The sequence below is a fragment of the Hominenteromicrobium sp. genome (genome assembly GCF_046974225.1).
GTDB lineage: Bacteria > Bacillota > Clostridia > Oscillospirales > Acutalibacteraceae > Hominenteromicrobium > Hominenteromicrobium mulieris.
In genome coordinates, this window is record NZ_JBKWAE010000009.1 from 43,254 (window position 1) to 63,540 (window position 20,287).

Here is a 20,287-nt window from a genome sequence, read left to right on the forward strand (position 1 = left end):
TTTCTATCCACGCCCTCCGGGTGGAGGGCGACTAGCGCCAAGTAAGCGGCAAGTACATCACCAAGATTTCTATCCACGCCCTCCGGGTGGAGGGCGACGATATTCAATGGGTATAGCCAGTTCAACGACGGATTTCTATCCACGCCCTCCGGGTGGAGGGCGACAGCAAAAACGGACAAAATTTTCGTCTGTTTTTGCGAAAAAGGGAGAAGAATTTGCCTCTTTAAGACGCGGAAAGAGAAAAATTTGCCGGTGGCGTTTTAAAAAGGACAAATTTTGGGTTTTGATTTGGTGCGAAGGAAGCAGGAAAAGCGTGTGCGCTTTGGCTTCGCACTGCGGGTAATCAGATGAGCAGGACGGAATCCTGCGCGTAGGCGGGCTGTACGCCGACATGCTCTACATTTTGCTTATATTGATTGCCGAGGCGGTAAAACCGCAGGCTGTCCGTTTCGGGCTCGATGAGCGCGGTGAGCTCTGCCTTCAGTGTAACATACTGTGCGGCGGTCAGCAAGCACTCGAAAACGGAATTTTGTACGCGCTGCCCATGGTCCACACACTTTTTAGCGACTTTGCGGAGACGCTTTTTCCCGGCGGCGGTCTCCGTGTTGACGTCGTAGGTAATTAAGACCAGCATTTTGACCTCACTTCCAGAAAAACGGCGGATACGCTTCCAGATCGCCGCGCAGAGTGCGGGCGAGCAGGAGTGCCTGCACGTAGGGCACGAGCCCCCACGGAATCTTCTCTTTTAAAAACGGGTGCGTGATTTGCTCCTGCTTTTTGCTTTGCCATGCGCCGAGAAATGCGCGGCGACCGTCGTCCGTTAAAAGCACGGCACCGCTTTCCTGCTTTTGCAGGTGCTTTGCGGTGATAATCTTGCGGTTCACGCAGGAGAGCACAAAGCGGTCGGCATACACGGCGCGCAGCTCCTCCATGAGGTCGAGTGCGAGACTGCGGCGACCGGGTCTTGGGCGGTGCATGAAGCCGATGTACGGGTCGAGCCCGGCACTTTCGAGCGCGGCGGTGCAGTCGCGCGTGAGGAGCGTATAGGCGAACGAAAGCAGGGCGTTGATGTTATCGAGCGGTGGTCGGCGGCTGCGCGAGGTAAAACGGAAGTCGCTTTGCTGCTGCAAAACGAGGTGATCAAACACACCAAAATACAGCTTTGCGGCTTCGCCTTCTAAGCCGAGCAGCTGCGCGGGGTCTTCGCAGGAGGCAAAGACTGTGCCATTTGTGCGGCGGCTGTTTTAAGCGTTTTCACGGGTACGCGCTGGGGGTGGTCACGCGTGGCGCGCTCTAAGACCCAGCGGGCGTTATAGACCTTGCCGAGGATGAACCCGCGGGCGTAGCGGCAGCTTTGATAGGGATCGTCGGACACGCGATTCTGCGTTTGCCGCAGGAGGACATTGCCGTGCTCTTCGCCGACGGTGCGTGCCAAAAACTGCCCGCGCGGGGAGAAAAACGCGATGTCCACACCGCGCTGCACGCAGGCACCCATCAAGGCGGGACTTGCGCCGGCGTAGGAGAAACAGAGAATGCCCTCGAGCGTGTGCAGCGGGAAGCGCGCGACCTCCTTTTGCTCGCGGCTGATGACGACATTTTCGCCGTTTACGGAGAGATACGCGTCTTCGCTGAGCACGAACAGGGTGTTGAGCAGTTGTCTCACGGGGTATCCTCCTCGCTTTCAAAAATGTGGGCGCGCAGGTACGAGACGGGATCTGCACGGCTGCACAGCACCGGCAGACAAATCGATTTTAACGAGCAGGCGTTGCAGTGCTTGCCGGGTTTGACTTTTGGTGTGTAGCCGCGGGTGAAATAGCGGTTCATTTCGGCAGCGGTGTCTTCCGTTTTGCGGCGGAGTTCATCCGTGAACGGAACAACCTCGCGGCGGCGCGTTTCTATGTAGTAGAGCGCGCCCGCGGGAATATCGCACACGAGCATTTCCTCAAGTGCCATGGCTTCGGCGCAGAGCTGCAAGCGGTCGGCATCGGTCTCTTTTTCGCGGCCGTGCTTGTACTCGATGGGGTAGGGCAGCCAAAATCCGGGCTGCCCCTCTAAAGAAATGCCGTTTTTGTCTTTATGAAACTCTACGACGTCGCACGCGCCGGAGAGGTTCAATTTACGGCTGAACACGCGCATGCCGCGCACGGTGAAAACGTTATCGCGCTTTTCGGACAACGTTTCATCGTGGCAGCGGACGTGGTCGAGCTGCCCCTGTGCGGTGCGGGCATTTTCCTGCCACTGCTGCTCGATGTGAATGAGCGCCCACTGGCGGCGGCAGAACGCGAAGTGCTGGATGCCGGACATTAAAAGTCCGTCTTCACGCGCGTCCATTTAGGAAAGACGTTCGCAGGTGACGCCTTCGGGCAGGTCTTCGGAAACGGTGACGGTGTAATCGGAGAATTTGCGCGGGACGGCTACGCCGTCGACCTTTTTAACCGTTACGGCATCGAACAGCTTATAGGAAGCGGCGTTGCCAAGCTCGGACGCGTGCTTGAAGATGATGAGCTCGCGCACGGCCATTTTGCCGCGGGCGGCGCTGTGGTCGTTTTCAAACATATTGAGAATGGCCTGCCAGAGCATTTGAAGGTCTTCTTCGGAGAAGCCGGTCACGCGGCGGGCGAGGTTGGCGGAAACGAAGCCCTCTGCGCGGTAAAGGCCGTAGGGCACGACGTATTTGCGGCCCATTTCGGTGGTTTTGTTCTGGGCGTCGGATTCGGTGGTGATGGCAGTGCGGGTAATGGTGACCTCCTGCGGCACGATGGGGTCGATGGAGCGGGCAAAGCCGAGCTGCACCGGGCCGCGCACCTGACCGCAGTTTAAAGCGCCCTTTACGAATGTTGTCATGACTGCGCCGAATGTGCGGATGTCGAAAAACTCGCTGCACATGAAGTCACGGAGCTTGAGGTCGATATCCGGGTCATTGCTGCGGAGCTTTGTCACAATCTTTTTGGCGTCCTTGCCTTTTTGGATCTCGGCAAGCTCTTCGCCGATGCCGAGCGCTTCACCGGCTTCGAGGTCGCTGCGGTTGAGCGGAACCTGATCTTTAATGTAAATGCGCCAGCCGGACTCGTCTTCTTTGACGTCCTGCACGTAGTTGCGGATCTTGCGCTTTAAGCACACATCGGTTATGATGCCGTTGCCGGTTTCCGGGTCTACGCGCGGCATGTTGCCGGCATCGGGGTCGCCGTTGGGGTTGCCGTTTTCCACATCGAATAAGATCACGAAATCGTAGCGGTTTTGAATGGGTTCACGCATGGTTATGCCTCCTCTTTCTGTTCGGTAGTGTCTGTCTTTTTCTTAAAATATTCCTGACGCTGCTGGTAGTAGCCGAGCTGGAACGCGCCCTGTTCTGCGAGCATAAGCTGCTTTGGGAAGGTTTCGCCGAGCTTGTCCGAAAGTTCGCCGATGGATTTATCCAGTGCAATACGCTGACCCTCGTTGAGCTTTGCGAGGTGCTTCTGCGCTAAATTGATGAGCGTGGGGAACACAAGGCTCGGCGTGGCGGAAGCGGAGTTGAAAAAACGGTCTTTGATGGTGGTGTTGATGTTGGGGTTTGCGGCTTCCTGCGTGCGCTCCAAAACGGCGAACAGGCGGCCGAGATTGTAGGGAATATTGGTGCTTTCTTTGTTTACGGACACGGTCAAAACCTCCTTTGGACAAAGCGGGTCTTCGTTTTTAGAATAATAAGCTTTTATGACGGACGCGCGCGCCCAGGTGACATCGTGCTCGGCGCGTATGCGCTGCACGGTGCCGTTTAGTAAAGTGGCGGGGTAGCGCGTATCGTTTAGGATGGAAGTGAGCAGGTCGCCGGAAAGGCGCGGGAAGGATTTTTGCAGCTCTTCATCGGCTTTTTTCCAGTCTTTGGAAAAGCGGACGGCAGAGCGCGCGAGGGTGTAGGGCCAAAGCGTGTCGAATTTTTCGTAGACCGGGCGGGTGATTTCCAAACGCTCGTAATGGGCGTTCACGTTTTTGGCGAGCTTTGTGAAGGTATCCTGCCAGAAAAAGCGAACGGAAAGACGCGCGGCGTTCGGCGCGAGCCCCAGAATGTAAAAGTGTGTATCGGGGCTGAGGTGCATGTCCTGTAGGTCGGCTGTTCTGCCAGATACGAGTTTTTGAATTGCGCCTAAAATGTCGTTTTCACTCCAATCGGACTGCTCCTGCGGACCGAAAAGCATAGCTCCCGCAAATGCGGCGATGGCAGGATCGGCATTCTCCACCCAATATACGACGGTGACGTCGCCGATGCGGCGGACATTATCACTGCGCAGCAGGTAGTTTAGCGCCTGCGTGTAGGCGGTCATGGCGTAGGTGCTGACGGGAGCGTTCTCGCCCTGCTCGTGCCCGTAGGAGCAGAAGGCATCGGCGTTGAACGAAACGAGCGATGCGCCGGAGCTTTGTGCGCCGCGCACGCCCTGAATGTTGCCGTGCAGACGCGCGGCGGGGGCGAGCCTGCCGGTGACACTGCACCGGGTGGGCGTGTCGGAATCTGAAGCAGAATCATAGGCCTGCTGCCACGCGGCGGCGATGTCAGAGTCGTTTGCCGCGGGCTTATTGTTATAATAAAAGATCAGATTGCCGCCCTTATAAATTTCCGAAAGATAGGGCTGCAAAGCGGGGTGCTCGACGGCAGAGGGGGAATTCCAGGTATCGAAAAACGCACGGACGGCCGCGGCAGCCTCACCGGGGGTATCCTTCAAAATTTCCAGATGTTTTTCGCGGCTGGCTTCAAAGCAAGCTTTGGTGCGCTCGGGCTTACCCTTGTCGTCCACGCCGAGCAGGTAGGAAGACGTATCACACAGAAAATTTGCCGCAACACCGGAAGAGCGCTTGACCTGTGCGGGCACGGCGAGCTGCTGCGGCAGCATCTTTTTACCGTTTGGAGAGGGCTTTTGGAGGGGAGAAACATCGAAAAGGGAACCGTCCGGGTTTAGGTCCAGACGCCAGCTGACATTGACTTTGCTCCAGCCCGGGCGGTCGATCTCACCGCGGGCAAGGAGCGCTTCGTAATACTGAACTAAGGCTTGCAGGATCATCTGAACACCTCGCAGCCGGCCACCTGAATGACACCGTGCTCCATTTTGGCACGGAAATACAGGGGCGTGATATTTTGTGGGTCGGAATAATCGAAATCGTACAGCATAAAGCCGAGGTCGCGCGTCTCGTCAATCGTCGGGATCGGGCCACCCTCCCACTGCTTGAAGTGTGCGGGAAACTCGCGGCAGCCGAAGTACGGGGTGGAAAAGCACTGGCCTTTTCTCATGCGGCGTGTGACGATGTCCTGAAACTTGCCGGGGTTATCGCCGGGTGCGGCTTTTTCCGGCAGCATCTCGAACTCCGCTTCGATGACATAGTGGACGTTCGTCAGCACCATGGAGGCGCGCTGGACGATTTGTTTCGTCGTGACGAGGTACGGCTCATCTTCCTTGCCCTGCGCGATGCGCATGGCGGTGCTCCCGAGAATTTTGCTTTTTACCTCGTTGCGCCGAATGGTGGTGAACTCGATGGGGTTCAAAACGTAGATGCGGCGGATATGCCAGCGTATTCCGGGGTGATAATACAGACTTTCAACTATACCGCGCGCGGCGGACGGGGTGGGGACATCGTAGCTTACACGCTCGACTTTCATCTCTCCGCGTGTGAATAACGCATACGGGCCCCAGACTTCCAACTGAATCAATAAGATCAACTCCTTTCAAAATTCAATTGATGTTGTTTTGATAATACAACTATATAACGATTATTTGAACTTGTCAAGATAAAATTTGAGTTTAGTCTATTTTTTACGGAACTTATAAAGCATAATTTGAATACGTATTGCTTTAATACGTATCATATGGTATAATAGATTTGAATCAGGAGGGGAATTGAAATGCCGAAGAAGCCAAAGGAACTGGAACGGATCATTTTAGAAGACGGCTGGGTGTTCAAGATGCAGACGGGTTCGCACCGCCATTATACGCACCCGACGAAGCCCGGCAAGGTCACCATTCCGTTTCATTGCAAGGACATTCCGAAAGGCACGGAAAATTCCATTTTGAAGCAGGCAGGTTTGAAATAATCTCCCCCGCTTCCGCTTAGACTATATCAGGAGGTCGATTTTATGCTGTCAGCTTATCCCGCTTGTTTTTTTAAGGAAGAAAGCGGTTATTCTGTTGTTTTCCCCGATCTGAACGATCTGTCTACCTGCGGCGAAACGCTCGATGAATCGCTGCGCATGGCGGTCGATTGCCTTGCCGGGTATCTGTACTGGCTGAAAAAAGACGGTGAAGCCGCCCCGGCGCCCTCGTCCGTGGACGCGATCCGCCTTGCAGATGTCGCCGCCGAGCTGGAAGTGTCGATGGACGGCGCGTTCGTGAACATCATCACCGTGGACGTGGAAGAATACGCCAAAACGCACTTTGAAAAAGCCGTCAAAAAGACGCTGACCATTCCCGCGTGGCTGAACACCGCCGCCTTGGAGCAGAACATCAACTTTTCGCAGGTCCTTCAGGACGCGCTGAAAGCCCAACTGCATATGGGATAAAATCAAGTTAAGGTCGCTGTCTGTTTTTACAGGCAGTGTGGGTAGAAATAATTGTTGTTGATTTGTATAGAGAGGTCGGTAAGGGTTTGCCTTACCGGCTTTTCTATTTTATATAAACAGAGCGGTTTCGGTTTGGTCGAGGGTGAGGCCGAGGGCACTGTCGTAGCGGCGGGGATCGGCGAGGACATAGAGCGCACCGCCGTCGATGCTCTGCACGGCGCCGGCTTCGCGCAGGGCAGCGAGCTGCTGCGGGTAGACGTTCACGCTGTACTGCCCGAGCTTTCTGAACAGGGTGCGGCTACGCTCGCCATGGTACAGTCGCTCGACGAGGGCTTCGCCTTGGTCGATCGGGATATACACGGGCGTGGTGCAGCTTTCAATGACCCGTACCTTTTCCGCAACGGAGGCGAACGGGAGCATCTCGTTTTCGAACGCTAGGAGAATCTTCTCACGGTCGAGATCTTCTTTGCCGTACAAATCGCGATAGAACTCAAAATACGCGCGGATTGCAGCTAACGAAGTGATGTCCTCCATGCGTTTTGAAATGTTCTTCATGGCTGCGGCGGGCTGGCGCATGTAGGGCGGCGGGGTGGTGTTCTGGACGGTGAAGACGGTCACGAGGCTTTCATCTAACGGGCGCTTGCCCTCGCGATTGCAGCGGCCGGCGGCTTGCAGGACGGAATCAAGCCCGGCTTCTTCGCGGTAGACGCGCGGGAAATCCACATCGACACCGGCTTCGATGAGCGAGGTGGAAACGACGCGGCAGGGCAGGCCGATTTTTAGGCGTTCGCGAATTTCCTTAATGCGCGCTTTGCGGTGGGCAGGACACAGGTGCGTGGTGAGACAGTACGCACCGTCTTCCGGCAGCGCCTGATAGATCTTCTGCGCGTCCGCGATGCGGTTGACGATGCAAAGCACCTGCGGCAGCGCGATGAGCTCGGCGGTGAGCGATTCTGTGCTGTCAAATGTGTGCTGCGTGATTTTCGTGCGGCGGAAGGTCTCGAAATTTTCAGGGACATTGGGACAGATCTCTTTGATCGGCAGGTCGATTTTCAAATCGGCAAAAACACCGTCTAACGCGGGCTGCGTGGCGGTGCACAGGACGACAATGACGCCGTACTTTCGGGCAAGCTCGGCAAGCGCCGCCGTGAACGGCTTTAGATACGGCATGGGCAGCGTCTGCACTTCGTCTAAGATGAGCACGCTGTTGGCGAGGTTGTGCAGCTTGCGGCAGCGGGCGGGTTTGCTCGCAAACAGGGACTCAAACAGCTGCACGGTGGTCGTGGCGATGACGGGGGCGTCCCAGTTTTCTGCGGCCAGCATTTTGCGGTACTCTGCGGGGTTCGGGCTTTCGGAAAAGAGATATTCCGCGCTGCTGTGGTGCTCGATGACGTTTTCCGTGCCGAAGATTTTTTCAAACGTATCGGCGTTTTGGTCGATGATGGACGTGTACGGCGCGGCGTAGATGACGCGGCTCATGCAGTTTCGTACGGCAGCGGTCAGCGCAAATGCCATGGCAGCGGTCGTTTTTCCGCCACCCGTCGGCACGGTAAGCGTATAAACACCCGGTGCGGCGGTGCTGCCGGAGGCCTTGCACGCATCCAAAATGGCGCAGCGCTTTCGGTTGAGCTCGGTTTTGGGCGGATACCACGGTGCGATGTACGTTTCCAAGCGGTCGAGCAGCGCAGGGAGCGCATCGTAGTTGCCGCGCGGGGCAAGTGCGCCGTCCATAAAGGTTTCGGTGTCGATGAAATCGGCATCAACAAGACAAGAAAACAGCATGCGGATATAAAACGAGAGCCGAAACCCGGTGTTGAATTCTCGCATGTTAAAGGGCTTGACCGGCGGCAGAGTGACTTCGGTTTTCCAATCGTCATACGGTTCGAGGTCGCGTTTTAAGCGGCCCGAGAGGGTAGCATCGTTTTTGGTATCGGCGCGGGAGCCGAAATTCGGTATGCCGCCGTGATGGCCTGCGATGGCGAGCGCCAGATACCCGACACCGTGCGCGCAAGCTTCTTTTGCGCCGGCCGTGGAGTGGTCTACACGCACGCCGCCGTCTAATCGATACTGAAAGGCATCGCTGTACTTGCCGATGTCGTGCAGCAAACCGAGCAGATAGCCGTCTTCCTCCGCGCCGAATGCGGCGGCAAACTGCTTTGCAAGCTCTGCCGTGCCGGTGAGGTGTTCGTATACGGTTTGTTCGCGGGAATGATCTTCACTTATATGTGCCAGCTTTTTCGCCATAAAATCACCTTTTCGTCTTTGTTAAGACCATCATAGCACGGGAAAAGTACAATGTAAATATGCTAAATTTGAAGAATAGGTAAGGTGAGCGGAAAAGCGACAGGTGGGGGTGGGGTAGAAAATCATTTGCAATATTCGGAAAAATATGTATTTAATGTTTAATGAGAAGTTTTGAGGTTTGCATAGAGAAATATTGACAAATAAGCTGCACAGGGCAATGTTGTCGTTCTGCTGAAGCGGACAAAACCAAAAGCCCCGAGCGGCATTGCTTCCGCTCGGGGCATAATCTTAATATTTGCGTTTAAGCCTGAGGCTGATTGTTGTCACAGTTGGGGCACTTGCCGGCTTCGTTCAACGGCGAACCGCATTTGCCGCAGAATTTGGCTACGGGTGCGCTCTGCGGGACTTGGGGCTGCGGGTTCTGAGGCTGTTCTGCCTTAGACCGAAGCTGCTGGCGCAGGTCGCTCATGTCGGGGGCCATGAAAATGCCGTTCTTCTCTTCGTTTCCGTTCTGGCTGCGGAGCTTATTGTTGATGGAGATTACGTTTTTCAGCAGCAAGACTGCCATCATCAACAGTTCATACACCAGTCGGATCATAATGGGTCCGAGGATCATGGTCAGGATGCCGTAGACGCCCAGCCAGTGGCGATTGCCAAAGTAGTCTTTAGGCGCGGCAAAGAGCATGAAGAAGCCCAGAATGATCATATCTGCCGTGAAGAAAATGTACAGAGCCTGCAGAATTTTCTCTACGATCAGGTACTTGAAATTGCAGGTATCGTGGAGGAACTTGCCGAAAGCATTGAGCTTTTCGCGGCGTTTTTCGGGGACGATAAACACATAGGCCAAAACTGTGGCGACGATAGCCAAAATTCCGCCGACGATGGTGAATATACCGAGCTGCTCGATTGCATCACTATAAATGTTCATGTTGTACCTCTCTCTTTCTTTGCTGTAATGATTAGGTAAACAGGTACCCTCTAAGCTCAAAATAGCATACCTCTAAATTCGAAATTTGTCAAGATTCAGATCCATATGGAACGTTTAAGGCAGAGCGCCTTCCGAGCAGCTGCAGGGTGAGCTTGCTGCGCCGGTATCAAGGAAAAGTCCACCGCAACTTCACGAAAATTGCGGTGGACTTTTGGCAAATTTGAAATTTAGACAGATACCTCTCTCGGACTTCCAGCCGGTGTATCTCGTCGTCGGCAATGGTCTGCACGATTTTGAAAATCTGCTTTTTACCGTTGTGGGTCACTCTTATGATATGTGGCTTTGGGTTGCGTGTCAAACGGGCGCTTCGATCAATCGTTCACCGTTACCCAACGTCCGGTTTCCGCCGACCGTTTCACGGCATCGCAAACGCATTCCACTCGATACCCTTCTGCGAAGCTGGTAGACGGCTGCCTGCCTTCTACCACCGCTTTGATAAACTCGTAGGATTCGATGGATTTCAATTCGCCGTACCCGATGTTCATTCCGGGAATGTTCCAGGTCACTTCCCCGTGAAAATGCGCGGGGCCGGTGTAGATTGTCTTAAAGCCCCTTCTGTCGTCGGGGTCGCCGGCCAAACACACCTGCAACTCGTTGAGTCGCTCGTAGTTGAAGTAGAGGCTGCCCAAAGTGCCGTGAAGCTCTACCGTGATGAAATTGTTGCGACCCCAGGCGTTTCTCGTGGCCTCGATGCTGCCTACTGCGCCGTTTTTAAACTTCACGAGGAAGCTGTCCTCATCATCCACGTCTACGGCCTTCCGCTTCGCGTCGGCTCCGAGCTTTACGGTGCCCAGCAGGTCTGTGCCGCCTTCCTGCACCGGCCGCTCGGTGATGTAGGTCTGCATCATGCCGGTCACCGCCTCGATGTCACCCGCCAGATACTGGGCGATGTCGATCACGTGTGAGGCGATGTCGCCAAGCGTCCCCGCGCCGGCGATGTCTTTCTGAAACCGCCAGGAGAGCGGGGAGGCAGGATCGGCCGACCAGCTTTGCAGATAGGTGCACCGCACGTTGAGGATTTTGCCGATGGATCCCTCATCGATGAATTTCTTGGCGAGGTCGATCGCCGGAACGCGCCTGTACTGGTAGGCGTTCATGGCGATGATCCCCTTTTGCGCCGCTTTCCTGGCGGCCTCCGCCATGGCCTTCGCGTCCTCCAATGTCGAGGCGATTGGCTTTTCGCAGAGTACGTGCTTCCCTGCGTTCAGCGCAGCGATGGCGATTTCGGCGTGGGCGTTGTTCGGCGTGCAGATGCTTACCACGTCGATCTCGGGATCGTTGACGATGTCGCGCCAGTCCGTGCAGCATTTTTCAAAGCCGAAGCGTTCTTTCGCGTCCGCCGCGATTTCCGGGACGATGTCGCAGATTGTTTTTAAAACCGGCACGGCCGGGGCCGGCCAAAAATACTTGGGCATGTCGGAATACCCGATTGAGTGCGCTTTTCCCATGAACCCGGCACCAACCAGGCCCACATTCAGTTTTTTCATTGTAAAATCCTCCCATTCTAAGATGCCCTCCTGCGCCGCGCGCCGTTGACCGACGCCGCGGACGGGAGAAATTTTAGATCAACTTGCCCTGCAGGAAACGGTACGATGTCCGGCAGGCTTCCTCCGGGTCGCCGGCAAAGCCGTCAGCCTCCACCAGATAATCTCCTGCATATCCCTTTTCCTTCAGGAACCGCAGAACCCCTTCGATATCAACGTGCCCAGTGCCCAGCGGGGCAAATCCGTTTTCGTCCAAATCCTTCAGGTGGACGAAGGAGATTCTGTCGTAGTACTTTTTGACGATCTCCAGAGGATCTCCGCCGCCGGCAGCCAGATGCGCCAGATCCGGACAAATCTTGATGTCGCTCACCGAAAAGAGTTGGTCGATTTGCTCCGGCTTTTCCGCCATGGACCCGAGATGCGGGTGGTAGCTTGCCTCGATGCCGTGGGCGGCGAAGACCTTTTCTGCCTCCTTCAGCCCTTTGGCCAGAAGCGCATAGTCGCCCGTCTGGACGCCTTTCCCGCGTATGGCACCGCCGCAGAACGCCACGTAGGAAACGCCTACCTGTTCCGCCAGAGCAGCGACTGTCTCCATGTGAAACATCTCGTCCTCCAGCGCGTCTGGGTAGATAAAATTGGCGCCCACGCAGACGCTCATCATGCCGGCACCGTAGCGGGCCAGCATGTCTTTGAGCACTTGAATGTCCGAACCGTATTTGGTCAGGTTCCCTTCCAACACCTCAATATACCGGAAGCCTGCATTTGTGATTTTTTTCAGCACCGCTTCGTCGTCGCAAAGGGTCAGATACCGGATGTCCTTAATGCTTGTAACGCCGCCTCCTTCTCCTACCAGAGGGCCGAACGCGTTTGTCATATAACCGAGTTTCATGTCTGCTCCTTTCTTATTTTTATAAATTTGCGCAAATTAGTTTTACTTTCATTATAATACTCTGCGCCACGGCGATTGTCAATTTCTACTTTCAATTTCAAGAAAATTTGTTTGTTTCGCCAAATACAAGGGACAAAATTAGGCATTTCCAATCAAGTTTTCTTTTCGTTTGCAATGCTTTGACACCTGTGTTAGGCTGTCTGGGTCGTTTGCTCGTTGAAAGATGCCTGAACTTCTCGTCCTTTCGTGTATATTTGCGCAAATTTTCTTTACCGCGCCAAAAAACGCGGCCGAAAAGCCGCGCGGGGGATAGGGACAATGAAAAATTCCAGGAACCCGGCTTGCGCGGGCGCTATGTAAAAAGCGGATAAGCCCTGCTTCCAGATGCTTATCCGCTTGATATTCTGTCGGTCGGTTTGAACGCGGCGAACCGCCGTTAAAGTGCGCCGGTGCTGCGGTTGATCGCGTTGCGCAACGCCGCCGGCGGATCCTCCTTGAAAATCGCCTTCCAGTTTTTCAGCAGGTTCTCCCGGTCGATGCTGATGGGTTCCACCCCGATGAAGGAGGGGACCGCTTTTCCCAGAAGGCCGTTGGCCGCCACCATTGCGATGGCTTCCCCCTGCTCATAGGGGCACTGCGCGCTAATCATTTTGACCATGCCGCCCTGTGCCATCTGCATGGCGATGGCATAGTCCAGATCTCCCGTGACGATCGCGATGTCCGTGCGCTCCAGCTCCGTCAGGGCCTTTATCACCTCCAGCGCGGGACCGTCCCAAGAAACATACAGAGCCTGAATCTCCGGGTACATCCCGATGAGCTTCAGTGTTTTCTGATAGACGTCCACCTCTGTCAGGAAATTGACTTTTCCGCACACCCGGATTTCCGGGTATTCCTCCGTCAGAACCTGTTCCGCCGCGCCGTCCCGTTGCTTTGTGGCAAAGAAGTTCTGCTCGCCGTGGCAAATCAGCCCCGCATATTTCAGGCCGTGCCGTACCATGTACTCGCCCAACCCGCGGCCCATACTGTCCCCGTGGGCTCGCTCATTTACGGAGATACAGGAGATGTAATCCTTCGGGGTGAGTCCCTCCGGGACATTGGTGATCAGCACCAACCGGGTGTCGCTGTCCGCAATCGAGCGGAAGGCTTCCGCGGTGCCCCTAGTATCAACGGGGATCGAGATTAGGAGATCCGGCTTCAGAAATTTGATGCTTTCCAACTGTTTGCATTGCAGCGCCGCGTTGAAATGAGCGTCTGTGACGGCGATGATGGAAATTCCAAGCTCGTCGAAGACTTTTTTGATACCCTTTTCCTGCAGGTGCATCCACGCCTTGCCCGTATAGTGGAATGAGATCGCCGCTGTATACTGTTTTTGCCGAATCTTTTCCTTTTCCACTTCGGATAAGGCAAGGCCGCCCGCACCCGCTGCCCGTTCCCCGAAGGGACCCCGGCCGATTCCGCAGGTGGAGTTGCGCACATTGAGGATTGATGGGAGAGTTTTCGTGCAGTACGCATGCGCGGGCGAAGAGAGGTTTGCAATTTCGCCGCGGTCAATCCGCCGGAACAGCAGGTCCGCGGCGGAAAGCGCAAACTGCCGTGGTTGCTTATCCACGCAAGTGAGCTCCGGCGTCGTCAGCGAGGCCCATTCCGGATCGTTCAGGCTGACGACAGAGAGGTCGCCGGGCACGGCGATGTTGTGACCGATCCCATACCGGATGGCGGGAATCAGAGGCAGCGAGTCGGCAATCACGACCGCGGTGGGCGCAGGCTCTGCCGCGACGATCTGCGCCATAGCTTCGGCGGCCAACGCCTCGGTTTTCAAGCCCGCGCGGACCAGCACTTTGTCCAACGCAATGCCGGAATCCTCCAGAGCCTTCCTGTAGCCCTCAAACCTTTGGGTGCCGCACACTTCCGACTCGCACAGGTAAGCGATTCGCTCATGCCCGTTTTTAATCAGGTGCCGCACTGCGCGGTAGCTGCCCTCAAAGGTGTCGGGCAGCAGGGTGTCTGCGGCAAACCGATCCACGGGGTTCCCAATCAGAACCACCGGAAACCGGAGCCCTTTGAAAAAGGCGCCGGAAAGCACACCTTCCCGGTCTGGGAAAGCGACCATTCCCGCAAGATCCAGCGTTCCTGCCAGTGCGCGAATGGCCGCCAGTCGGTCTTCATCGAGGTCATACGCCAGCGAAATGGCGATATAACCCTTCTGCTCTACGATTTCTTCCAGCTTTTCCTTGACTTGATTCTGAAACAGACTGCGTTTTTTCGACAGCAAGATCAGCACATAGCGGCTTTCGGACAGTTTGCTCTTCAATGCACTCCGTTTTGCGATGAAATTCGGGAGCTCGTCCAGCTGGCGAATAGCGTCCTCGACCTTCTGGACTTTCTCAGGACTAACGTATCGGGTTCCGTTGACCACGTGAGAGACGGTCGACACGGACACGCCCGCTATCCTAGCAACATCCTTGATCGTCGCCATGCATTTCGTCCTCCTGCTCAGAATACTTTTGCTTTCATTATACAGATTCCGTTCTCAATAGTCAACAAAATTTGCGCAAACGCCGGTTTCGGGACGCCGGAACAGGAAGCAGGGACAGGTAAGAGCTGTGTGACTCTGCCTGTCCTTGGTTTTGTTTTTTTCATACGCGGCATTTCGAGATACGCCTGTTCTGCAGGCAAAGCCGGCAGTAAACCAGCGGTCGGTTGCTCCCGCGCTGTATTTTCGCTATGCTAAAGATGCTCCGGAAAAGTGCGCAACGGTGTCCTGCTCTGTGAGTCCCCTCGCAGAACGTTACCGTGTGACAACGTCCATCTGCAGGTCAGAATGTGCAAAAATACGAATATAGATCGTTCCATCCTGCGCCACAAAATAGGCTTCATGCAGGTTCAGCCCCTGTTTTGCCGGCACGCGGCGCAGACGGACCCCATTGAGTATAACATCCTGTACGTTCGAGACGCCTTTTACAAGAAGATACCGCACGCCCGCGCACCCCTTCGCCTGCACGGAGAAGCCGTTCGAGCCGACGGTAAAGGCGTAATCGTTTTCCTCCGTATCCGACCCGTTCCAGCTACCGGCTGTCGCGAACACCGGCTGCGTCAGGACGAGCGCTCTAATCCGGCTTGTGGTCATGCTTCTTCCAAACTCCAGGGATTCGTTGAGTTCAACCGGGAACAGCGCGCCGGCCGCCACGTAAACCGGGATCTCTGTGATGGGATACGCACGCGTCTGCGCCGTATCGCCGTCTACGACCTCGGTATTGTCGAAAAAATTGACATATCGGCCCGCGGGGAAGATTACCTGTTTTCTGTTGCTATCGGTGCAGATTGGCGCCACCAGCAGATGGTCGCCGTACATATAGGCGTCGGTCACCTGCGCAACAAAGGCGTCCTCGGGGAACATCATCGGCAGCGGGCGAACCATAGGAATGCCGCGGTGATGCGCCTGAACGGCTGTGCTGTACGCATACGGCAGAAGGTTCTCGCGCAGCCAGGTGTAGAATTTATACAGTTCTATGACCTGTTCGGAATACTCCCAGGGCTCTTTCGGGAACGTGCCGTGGTACCGCATCAGAGGGCAAAATGCCGCCCATTGCGTCCAGCGTATATAGGTTTCCGCATCGCCGCCGGAAAAGCCGTCGTACCCGCAGGCGTCGACGCCCCAGAACGGCAGGCCCGAGGCCGAGACGGAAATCATGCCGGACAGGGACTGCTGCATGCCTGGGAAGGTAGTCGGTTGATCTCCGCCAAACTGGCAGGCATAGGCCTGACACCCGGGAGCACCGGCTCGCTGGAACAGGACGTGGTCGTCTCCGTAAGCGCTTTCGAAGAGCTTCCGGTAGCCGCGCGCGTAGTCCAGCGCGTAGCCGTTGTGCATTTCCTTACCGTTTCGCCCGTCGGAAAAGACCGCTTCGTCTGGAATCTTGTCCCCGAAGTCCACCATAGTTCCGCAGATGCCGGCATCAAACCGGTCTTTCCACTGTGCCTGCAGTAGCTCCATGGCCCGGGGATGCGTGAAGTCGATGTAACTGATATATTGCATGTTCCCTGTATACTGCGGCGTTTTGCTGATGGGCAGATCTTCCGTATCGCCGGAATTCTGCAGGAATGCTTTGGCGCGTTCCGCCGGCATAACCGAATACTCCCAGGAGAAGGTGTGTATCCCGTTCTGCGCGGCAAAGTTGGAAACCCTGTGTAATTCGGCGAGGTGTTTGCCGTCCGCGCCGGCACCTTCGGCATAGAACCCGCCGTGCGGGATATCAAGCTCTTTGAATTTCTGCAGCACGCCGATCTGCTCCTCCATCACGTTGTGCAGCGGCCCGTTCATCCACCGTCCGCCGCCCGCGCCGCTCCAGGGCTCAAACGCCCACCGAGGCGGGAGAATCGGCAGGCCGGTCAATCGCGCATATGACGCCATGTTTTCCACCGGCGTATCGCCCCAGAAATACAGATCCACATGGGGATCCTGTACAGTAATGGAAAAACGGTCCTGCACCTGCACACCGATATCCGCACGCATTCTGTACGTGCTGTTGATGTACAGCGTATAGCCAGAGCTGAAATGGACAAGCGGAATATTCTTATAGCTCTCATTGGCCAGTCCAGCGATCACCGAAAGGTAGGCGTCTCGCTGGTACATGGCAACGATATGCCCGCGCTGGTCGACGCCGTTGAAGCGTTCGCCGAACCCGATGACGGACTCCTCCTGAAGCAAAGGCATCTGCAGGCGGAAACCGTCCTTCCCGCAAACATGCACGCAGGAAAGCGTCTCTTTGTCCATGAAGAAAACCTGCCGGTCCCCGACAGACAGCACGACGCTCCAGTCCGCACCGCGCGTAATCACGACATTTCGGTTTCCCGCCGCCGCACGCAGTACGGCGCCGTCCTCCGAGACGGTAAACGTATCCGGTACCGCAGAAAAAAGACCGCCATCCGGCTTGCTTTTCAGGCGGAATCCCGCTTCGGCAAAGATAAGCTCTAGCGTGGGCACCGCGTTTCCAAAATCCAAAACAATCTTACTGTTTTCCGTTGTAACCTGCCGAAGCTGTTCATACGGTGTCCAATCGGCAGACTGGTCGCCCAAGGTTCCATCGGTGTAGTACCACTGAATATAGCGGGCGAGCCAGCGTAGGAACCGGTTCAGGCGGGCATAGGCTTTTCCAGCCTCACCGGCCGCCAGCAGTTCGTTGAACACATGGCGCTCATTCCACGGTTCCATATGACCCACAGGGCGGCTTCCGGCCTCATCCCAGAAGAAATCCACAGCCTCCTGATAGAGCACATCCTGCAGGCGCTGGGCAAGCGCCACATGTGCCGCCACATTTTCCTCCGTCGTTTCCGGCAGGGCAGTTAACTCCGTCCAGAGCTGCTTTAGCTCGCCCGGTTGCACGCCGGAAATCTCCGTATAGCGCGTCCAGCGTCTTCGGGCGCTGGGCAGCACCGCGTAGAGCTCGGTTCCGTATACCGGACCGGCGTCGCCGCCCAGATACGCTTCCATAAACGTGGAAGGATCGTACTCGAACCAATAAGGTAGGTTGATATACAGGTCCAGCGGCGTTGGGCACAGGATCTCTCCGGTTGCCTGCTTTTTGCGGTACACCTGAAACGCAAAGCAGTCGCCTTTCGGAAATCCCCCCACCAGCGTCCACGGAATCTTATACGCCGCGCTCCAGAAGCCCGCCTGGTGGTCTACCACGACCGTATACGACTGCGGGTCGATTGTCTGGATGTCCGCTTGGTTGCCGACGTGACGAAACGGCAGGTTGGGTTGGCTTCCACCAAACGCCTCATCGCCGCCGATGTACGTCATGCCACTTTCCAGAACCCCATGCGCTTCTCCATTGCGTCCGACCGAAAATACCGCGAAGTCCCGATGGCCCAAAGTGCCGGAAGACACCACAAGCTCGTCGATGTCTCGACGCACTTGGTCCGCGTTCTCCGCAGATTCCCAGTTAAGAAACAACACGTAGAGAAAGGTGTCATCCCATGCAGCCTGCGCTTTGGTCGGCGTAACCAATCCTGGGTTCCCGTTGGCTCGGTAGAACTCATCGAGCAGGAGCGCACCGCTCCACCCCGCCGGGCCGGGTCGCTCGTCCGGTGTCCGTGCCGCCTTGGCACCGAGATAGGCTGCGTTTACTCCGAATCTGTGCTGATTCATATTTCTAATTACCTCCATCCGTTTTGTTTCCGGGTGCCTTTCGCCCGGTGGTTGAACCCATTATAGTGGCGCAACCGCCCGGATATCTATAAAAAAACAGCGCGATATTTGTTGCCTTTTCGGTTTTGCGTTTTCCACAGATACGGCGGCTTCCCTTTTTGCCGCCCATCCGGACTTACCGGCGATCCGCCGAATTTGTGTTGGAAAAAGTTATAAAAAAAGCTTTTTTTGACAATTTTTTATCGCAAATTTGACAGACTTATTGGAACAAAGACGGTAGAATATTGTAAAACGCCAAGGAGACATGGCGAAAAAACAAGGAGGAGTAAATCATGAACAAACTCAAAAGAACTGCTGCTCTGCTCATGGCAGCCGGTCTGAGTCTTTCCATGCTTGCCGGATGCGGCACCCCAGGTCAGGACTCTACGTCGGCATCCCCTGGTGCGGAACAGAACACAACCGTAGGCGCAGCGGAAGGCTACACGTACAAGATCGCAACTGTACGCTGGAACGACACCTGGCCCACGGACTTTTTGACCGACGGTGTCATGGGGGATCTGGCTAAGGAAGCCGACATTGACATCGAGTGGCAAATCTACTACTCCAATGATTTCGGTGAGCAGAAGGCACTGCTGTTTGCCAGTGACGACCTGCCCGACGCTTTCTTCGGCTCCTGCGGCCTCGGCGATTCCGACATCGTGCAGAACAAGGAAAAGCTTCTGGAGCTCACCGATCTGATCAACGAGGAGACCATGCCCAACCTGATGAAAATCTTTGAAGAAGATCCCACTATGCGCATGGCCTGCACCGACCGAAACGAGCAGATCTACAGCCTGCCGAAGAAGATCCCCTTCCGGCCGAAGCTGAACAGCCAGAACTACATCAACAAGGAATGGCTGGACAATCTGAATCTGGAGATGCCCACGAATTACGACGAGCTGAAGGAAGTACTGATCGCCTTCAAGGAGCAGGACGCGGACGGCGACGGCGACCCGAACAATGAGATCCCGATCAGCGGTTACAAGCCCGGATACGGTAGCGTGCTTCTGGATTCATTCGACCTGATCGAGCGCGGTGACGAGCACATGTCGCTGGACGCCAACAACAAGGTCGTCTTTGTTCCCACGCAAGATCATTACAAAGAAGCAGTCAAGTATTTACGCGAGCTCTGGGAGCTCGGCGTGATGGACGAGGAATACTTCACCCAAGAAGGATCTATGTACACTGCCAAGTTGCAAAAGGAAGGCGGCTCTCAGATCGGCATCTTCTCCGGTTGGACGGCAGACTCCTGGGCTGGCCCCAATACCAAGCAGTTTGTGCAGATGCCCACGCTGGAAAGCCCATGGGGCACGAAGAACGCTCAGAGCATCGCGAGCACAGAGTACAGCGATAAGGAGCTGATCCTCAACATTAACTGCCCGAATCCCGAAAAGGTGCTGAGGTGGGCCGACCTGTTCTACGACGATCTGGTTTCGCTCCAGACCTTCTACGGCTCCATATCCACCGGTCAGATCAAGGATAACGGCGATGGCACCTATGAGCTTCTGACGCCGAAGGACAACACGTTGGATACTTCCGCCTGGTGGTACTCTCCCCGCGATTTCGGTCCCAAGTACATGCGCAAGGAATTTGAAGAAAAGGTCACGCTGCCCACCGATCAGGGCGACGGGCTCAAGCTGGTCGAAGACGAGCTCAACGCGCAGTACGCCGACAACCCGAATCTGCTGCACGCTTGGCCGGGTACGATTAAGTTCACCGATGACGAAATCAACGAGAGAACCGCCTTGAACGTAGACATTAATAGTTACGTGGAAGCCCAGTGGGCACACTGGATTACCGAAGGCGGCGTTGAAGAAGAATGGGACGATTATCTGCAGCAGCTGGACGCCATGGGCCTGCAGAGACTGATTGAGATTGATCAGGGCGCCTATGACGCCTATGTGGAAATGATGGGCTGATCGAAACCGAAGGAAGAGGTGATCACGGCGGCGCCGGGTTATCTCTTCTT

General features: G+C 55.6%; 14 protein-coding genes, 1 pseudogene and 1 CRISPR repeat array (1 of these 16 running past the window's edge). Of the genes and pseudogenes, 3 read left to right on the forward strand and 12 right to left on the reverse strand.

Translation table 11 applies throughout. From position 1 onward, the window contains the following. Window positions 1-164: a CRISPR direct-repeat array (repeat unit 33 nt; unit sequence ATTTCTATCCACGCCCTCCGGGTGGAGGGCGAC) (it extends 1,754 nt beyond the left edge of the window). 179 nt (window positions 165-343) lie between these two features. From cas2 to cas5c, 6 genes and pseudogenes are all read right to left on the reverse strand, one after another. Continuing rightward, the gene (gene cas2, locus ACLTX1_RS08265; RefSeq protein WP_308449385.1) at window positions 344-634 is read right to left on the reverse strand and encodes a CRISPR-associated endonuclease Cas2; all 291 of its coding nucleotides are present in this window, start codon (window positions 632-634) and stop codon (window positions 344-346) included. A gap of 7 nt (window positions 635-641) precedes the next feature. Next, a pseudogene (gene cas1c / locus ACLTX1_RS08270) lies at window positions 642-1,663 on the reverse strand (type I-C CRISPR-associated endonuclease Cas1c). Continuing rightward, the gene (gene cas4, locus ACLTX1_RS08275) at window positions 1,660-2,331 is read right to left on the reverse strand and encodes a CRISPR-associated protein Cas4 (RefSeq protein WP_412330733.1); all 672 of its coding nucleotides are present in this window, start codon (window positions 2,329-2,331) and stop codon (window positions 1,660-1,662) included. The pseudogene cas1c and the gene cas4 overlap by 4 nt, the downstream one beginning before the upstream one ends. After that, window positions 2,332-3,255, reverse strand: coding sequence for a type I-C CRISPR-associated protein Cas7/Csd2 (gene cas7c, locus ACLTX1_RS08280; protein ID WP_308449382.1), 924 nt, complete (start codon window positions 3,253-3,255; stop codon window positions 2,332-2,334). Between the two features lie 2 nt (window positions 3,256-3,257). Continuing rightward, window positions 3,258-5,033 (reverse strand): type I-C CRISPR-associated protein Cas8c/Csd1, encoded by a 1,776-nt coding sequence (gene cas8c / locus ACLTX1_RS08285; RefSeq protein ID WP_412330734.1) that lies wholly within the window; start codon window positions 5,031-5,033, stop codon window positions 3,258-3,260. Further along, entirely contained in the window at window positions 5,030-5,677 is a 648-nt protein-coding gene (gene cas5c, locus ACLTX1_RS08290) for a type I-C CRISPR-associated protein Cas5c (protein ID WP_395507200.1), read from the reverse strand. The genes cas8c and cas5c overlap by 4 nt, the downstream gene beginning before the upstream one ends. A gap of 192 nt (window positions 5,678-5,869) precedes the next feature. Here cas5c and ACLTX1_RS08295 point away from each other — a divergent pair, with 192 nt between their 5' ends. Then, window positions 5,870-6,058, forward strand: a complete 189-nt coding sequence (locus tag ACLTX1_RS08295; RefSeq protein WP_176821039.1) for a type II toxin-antitoxin system HicA family toxin — start codon at window positions 5,870-5,872, stop codon at window positions 6,056-6,058. Window positions 6,059-6,100: 42 nt separating this feature from the next. After that, window positions 6,101-6,523 (forward strand): type II toxin-antitoxin system HicB family antitoxin, encoded by a 423-nt coding sequence (locus tag ACLTX1_RS08300; protein WP_308449379.1) that lies wholly within the window; start codon window positions 6,101-6,103, stop codon window positions 6,521-6,523. A gap of 108 nt (window positions 6,524-6,631) precedes the next feature. On the opposite strand, the gene cas3 is transcribed toward ACLTX1_RS08300, so the two are convergent. The 6 genes from cas3 to ACLTX1_RS08330 form a co-directional block, all read right to left on the reverse strand. Next, window positions 6,632-8,767, reverse strand: coding sequence for a CRISPR-associated helicase Cas3' (cas3, locus tag ACLTX1_RS08305; protein WP_412330735.1), 2,136 nt, complete (start codon window positions 8,765-8,767; stop codon window positions 6,632-6,634). A 301-nt stretch (window positions 8,768-9,068) separates the two neighbouring features. Continuing rightward, window positions 9,069-9,695: a hypothetical protein gene (locus ACLTX1_RS08310; RefSeq protein WP_412330736.1), complete on the reverse strand. Its 627-nt coding sequence runs from the start codon at window positions 9,693-9,695 to the stop codon at window positions 9,069-9,071. Between the two features lie 371 nt (window positions 9,696-10,066). Further along, window positions 10,067-11,242 carry a Gfo/Idh/MocA family protein gene (locus tag ACLTX1_RS08315; protein ID WP_412330737.1) on the reverse strand — a complete coding sequence of 392 codons (1,176 nt, stop codon included), beginning with the start codon at window positions 11,240-11,242 and terminating at the stop codon, window positions 10,067-10,069. Window positions 11,243-11,315: 73 nt separating this feature from the next. Continuing rightward, complete coding sequence (locus ACLTX1_RS08320) at window positions 11,316-12,128, reverse strand: sugar phosphate isomerase/epimerase family protein (RefSeq protein ID WP_412330738.1); 813 nt, start codon at window positions 12,126-12,128, stop codon at window positions 11,316-11,318. A gap of 436 nt (window positions 12,129-12,564) precedes the next feature. After that, window positions 12,565-14,649, reverse strand: coding sequence for a LacI family DNA-binding transcriptional regulator (locus ACLTX1_RS08325; protein ID WP_412330764.1), 2,085 nt, complete (start codon window positions 14,647-14,649; stop codon window positions 12,565-12,567). 267 nt (window positions 14,650-14,916) lie between these two features. Continuing rightward, on the reverse strand, window positions 14,917-18,045 hold the full coding sequence (locus ACLTX1_RS08330) for a TIM-barrel domain-containing protein (protein ID WP_412330739.1): 3,129 nt from the start codon (window positions 18,043-18,045) through the stop codon (window positions 14,917-14,919). Between the two features lie 782 nt (window positions 18,046-18,827). Here ACLTX1_RS08330 and ACLTX1_RS08335 point away from each other — a divergent pair. Further along, the gene (locus ACLTX1_RS08335) at window positions 18,828-20,237 is read left to right on the forward strand and encodes a hypothetical protein (RefSeq protein WP_308449372.1); all 1,410 of its coding nucleotides are present in this window, start codon (window positions 18,828-18,830) and stop codon (window positions 20,235-20,237) included. Window positions 20,238-20,287 lie beyond the last annotated feature (50 nt).

Excerpts from the sequence above, each read along its gene's own strand:
- cas2 (WP_308449385.1), bottom strand. The coding sequence starts at position 634 with ATGCTGGTCTTAATTACCTACGACGTCAACACGGAGACCGCCGCCGGG.
- ACLTX1_RS08320 (WP_412330738.1), bottom strand. The coding sequence starts at position 12,128 with ATGAAACTCGGTTATATGACAAACGCGTTCGGCCCTCTGGTAGGAGAA.
- cas7c (WP_308449382.1), bottom strand. The coding sequence starts at position 3,255 with ATGCGTGAACCCATTCAAAACCGCTACGATTTCGTGATCTTATTCGAT.
- ACLTX1_RS08315 (WP_412330737.1), bottom strand. The coding sequence starts at position 11,242 with ATGAAAAAACTGAATGTGGGCCTGGTTGGTGCCGGGTTCATGGGAAAA.
- ACLTX1_RS08310 (WP_412330736.1), bottom strand. The coding sequence starts at position 9,695 with ATGAACATTTATAGTGATGCAATCGAGCAGCTCGGTATATTCACCATC.
- ACLTX1_RS08300 (WP_308449379.1), top strand. The coding sequence starts at position 6,101 with ATGCTGTCAGCTTATCCCGCTTGTTTTTTTAAGGAAGAAAGCGGTTAT.
- cas8c (WP_412330734.1), bottom strand. The coding sequence starts at position 5,033 with ATGATCCTGCAAGCCTTAGTTCAGTATTACGAAGCGCTCCTTGCCCGC.
- cas4 (WP_412330733.1), bottom strand. The coding sequence starts at position 2,331 with ATGGACGCGCGTGAAGACGGACTTTTAATGTCCGGCATCCAGCACTTC.
- cas3 (WP_412330735.1), bottom strand. The coding sequence starts at position 8,767 with ATGGCGAAAAAGCTGGCACATATAAGTGAAGATCATTCCCGCGAACAA.
- ACLTX1_RS08335 (WP_308449372.1), top strand. The coding sequence starts at position 18,828 with ATGGGGGATCTGGCTAAGGAAGCCGACATTGACATCGAGTGGCAAATC.
- ACLTX1_RS08295 (WP_176821039.1), top strand. The coding sequence starts at position 5,870 with ATGCCGAAGAAGCCAAAGGAACTGGAACGGATCATTTTAGAAGACGGC.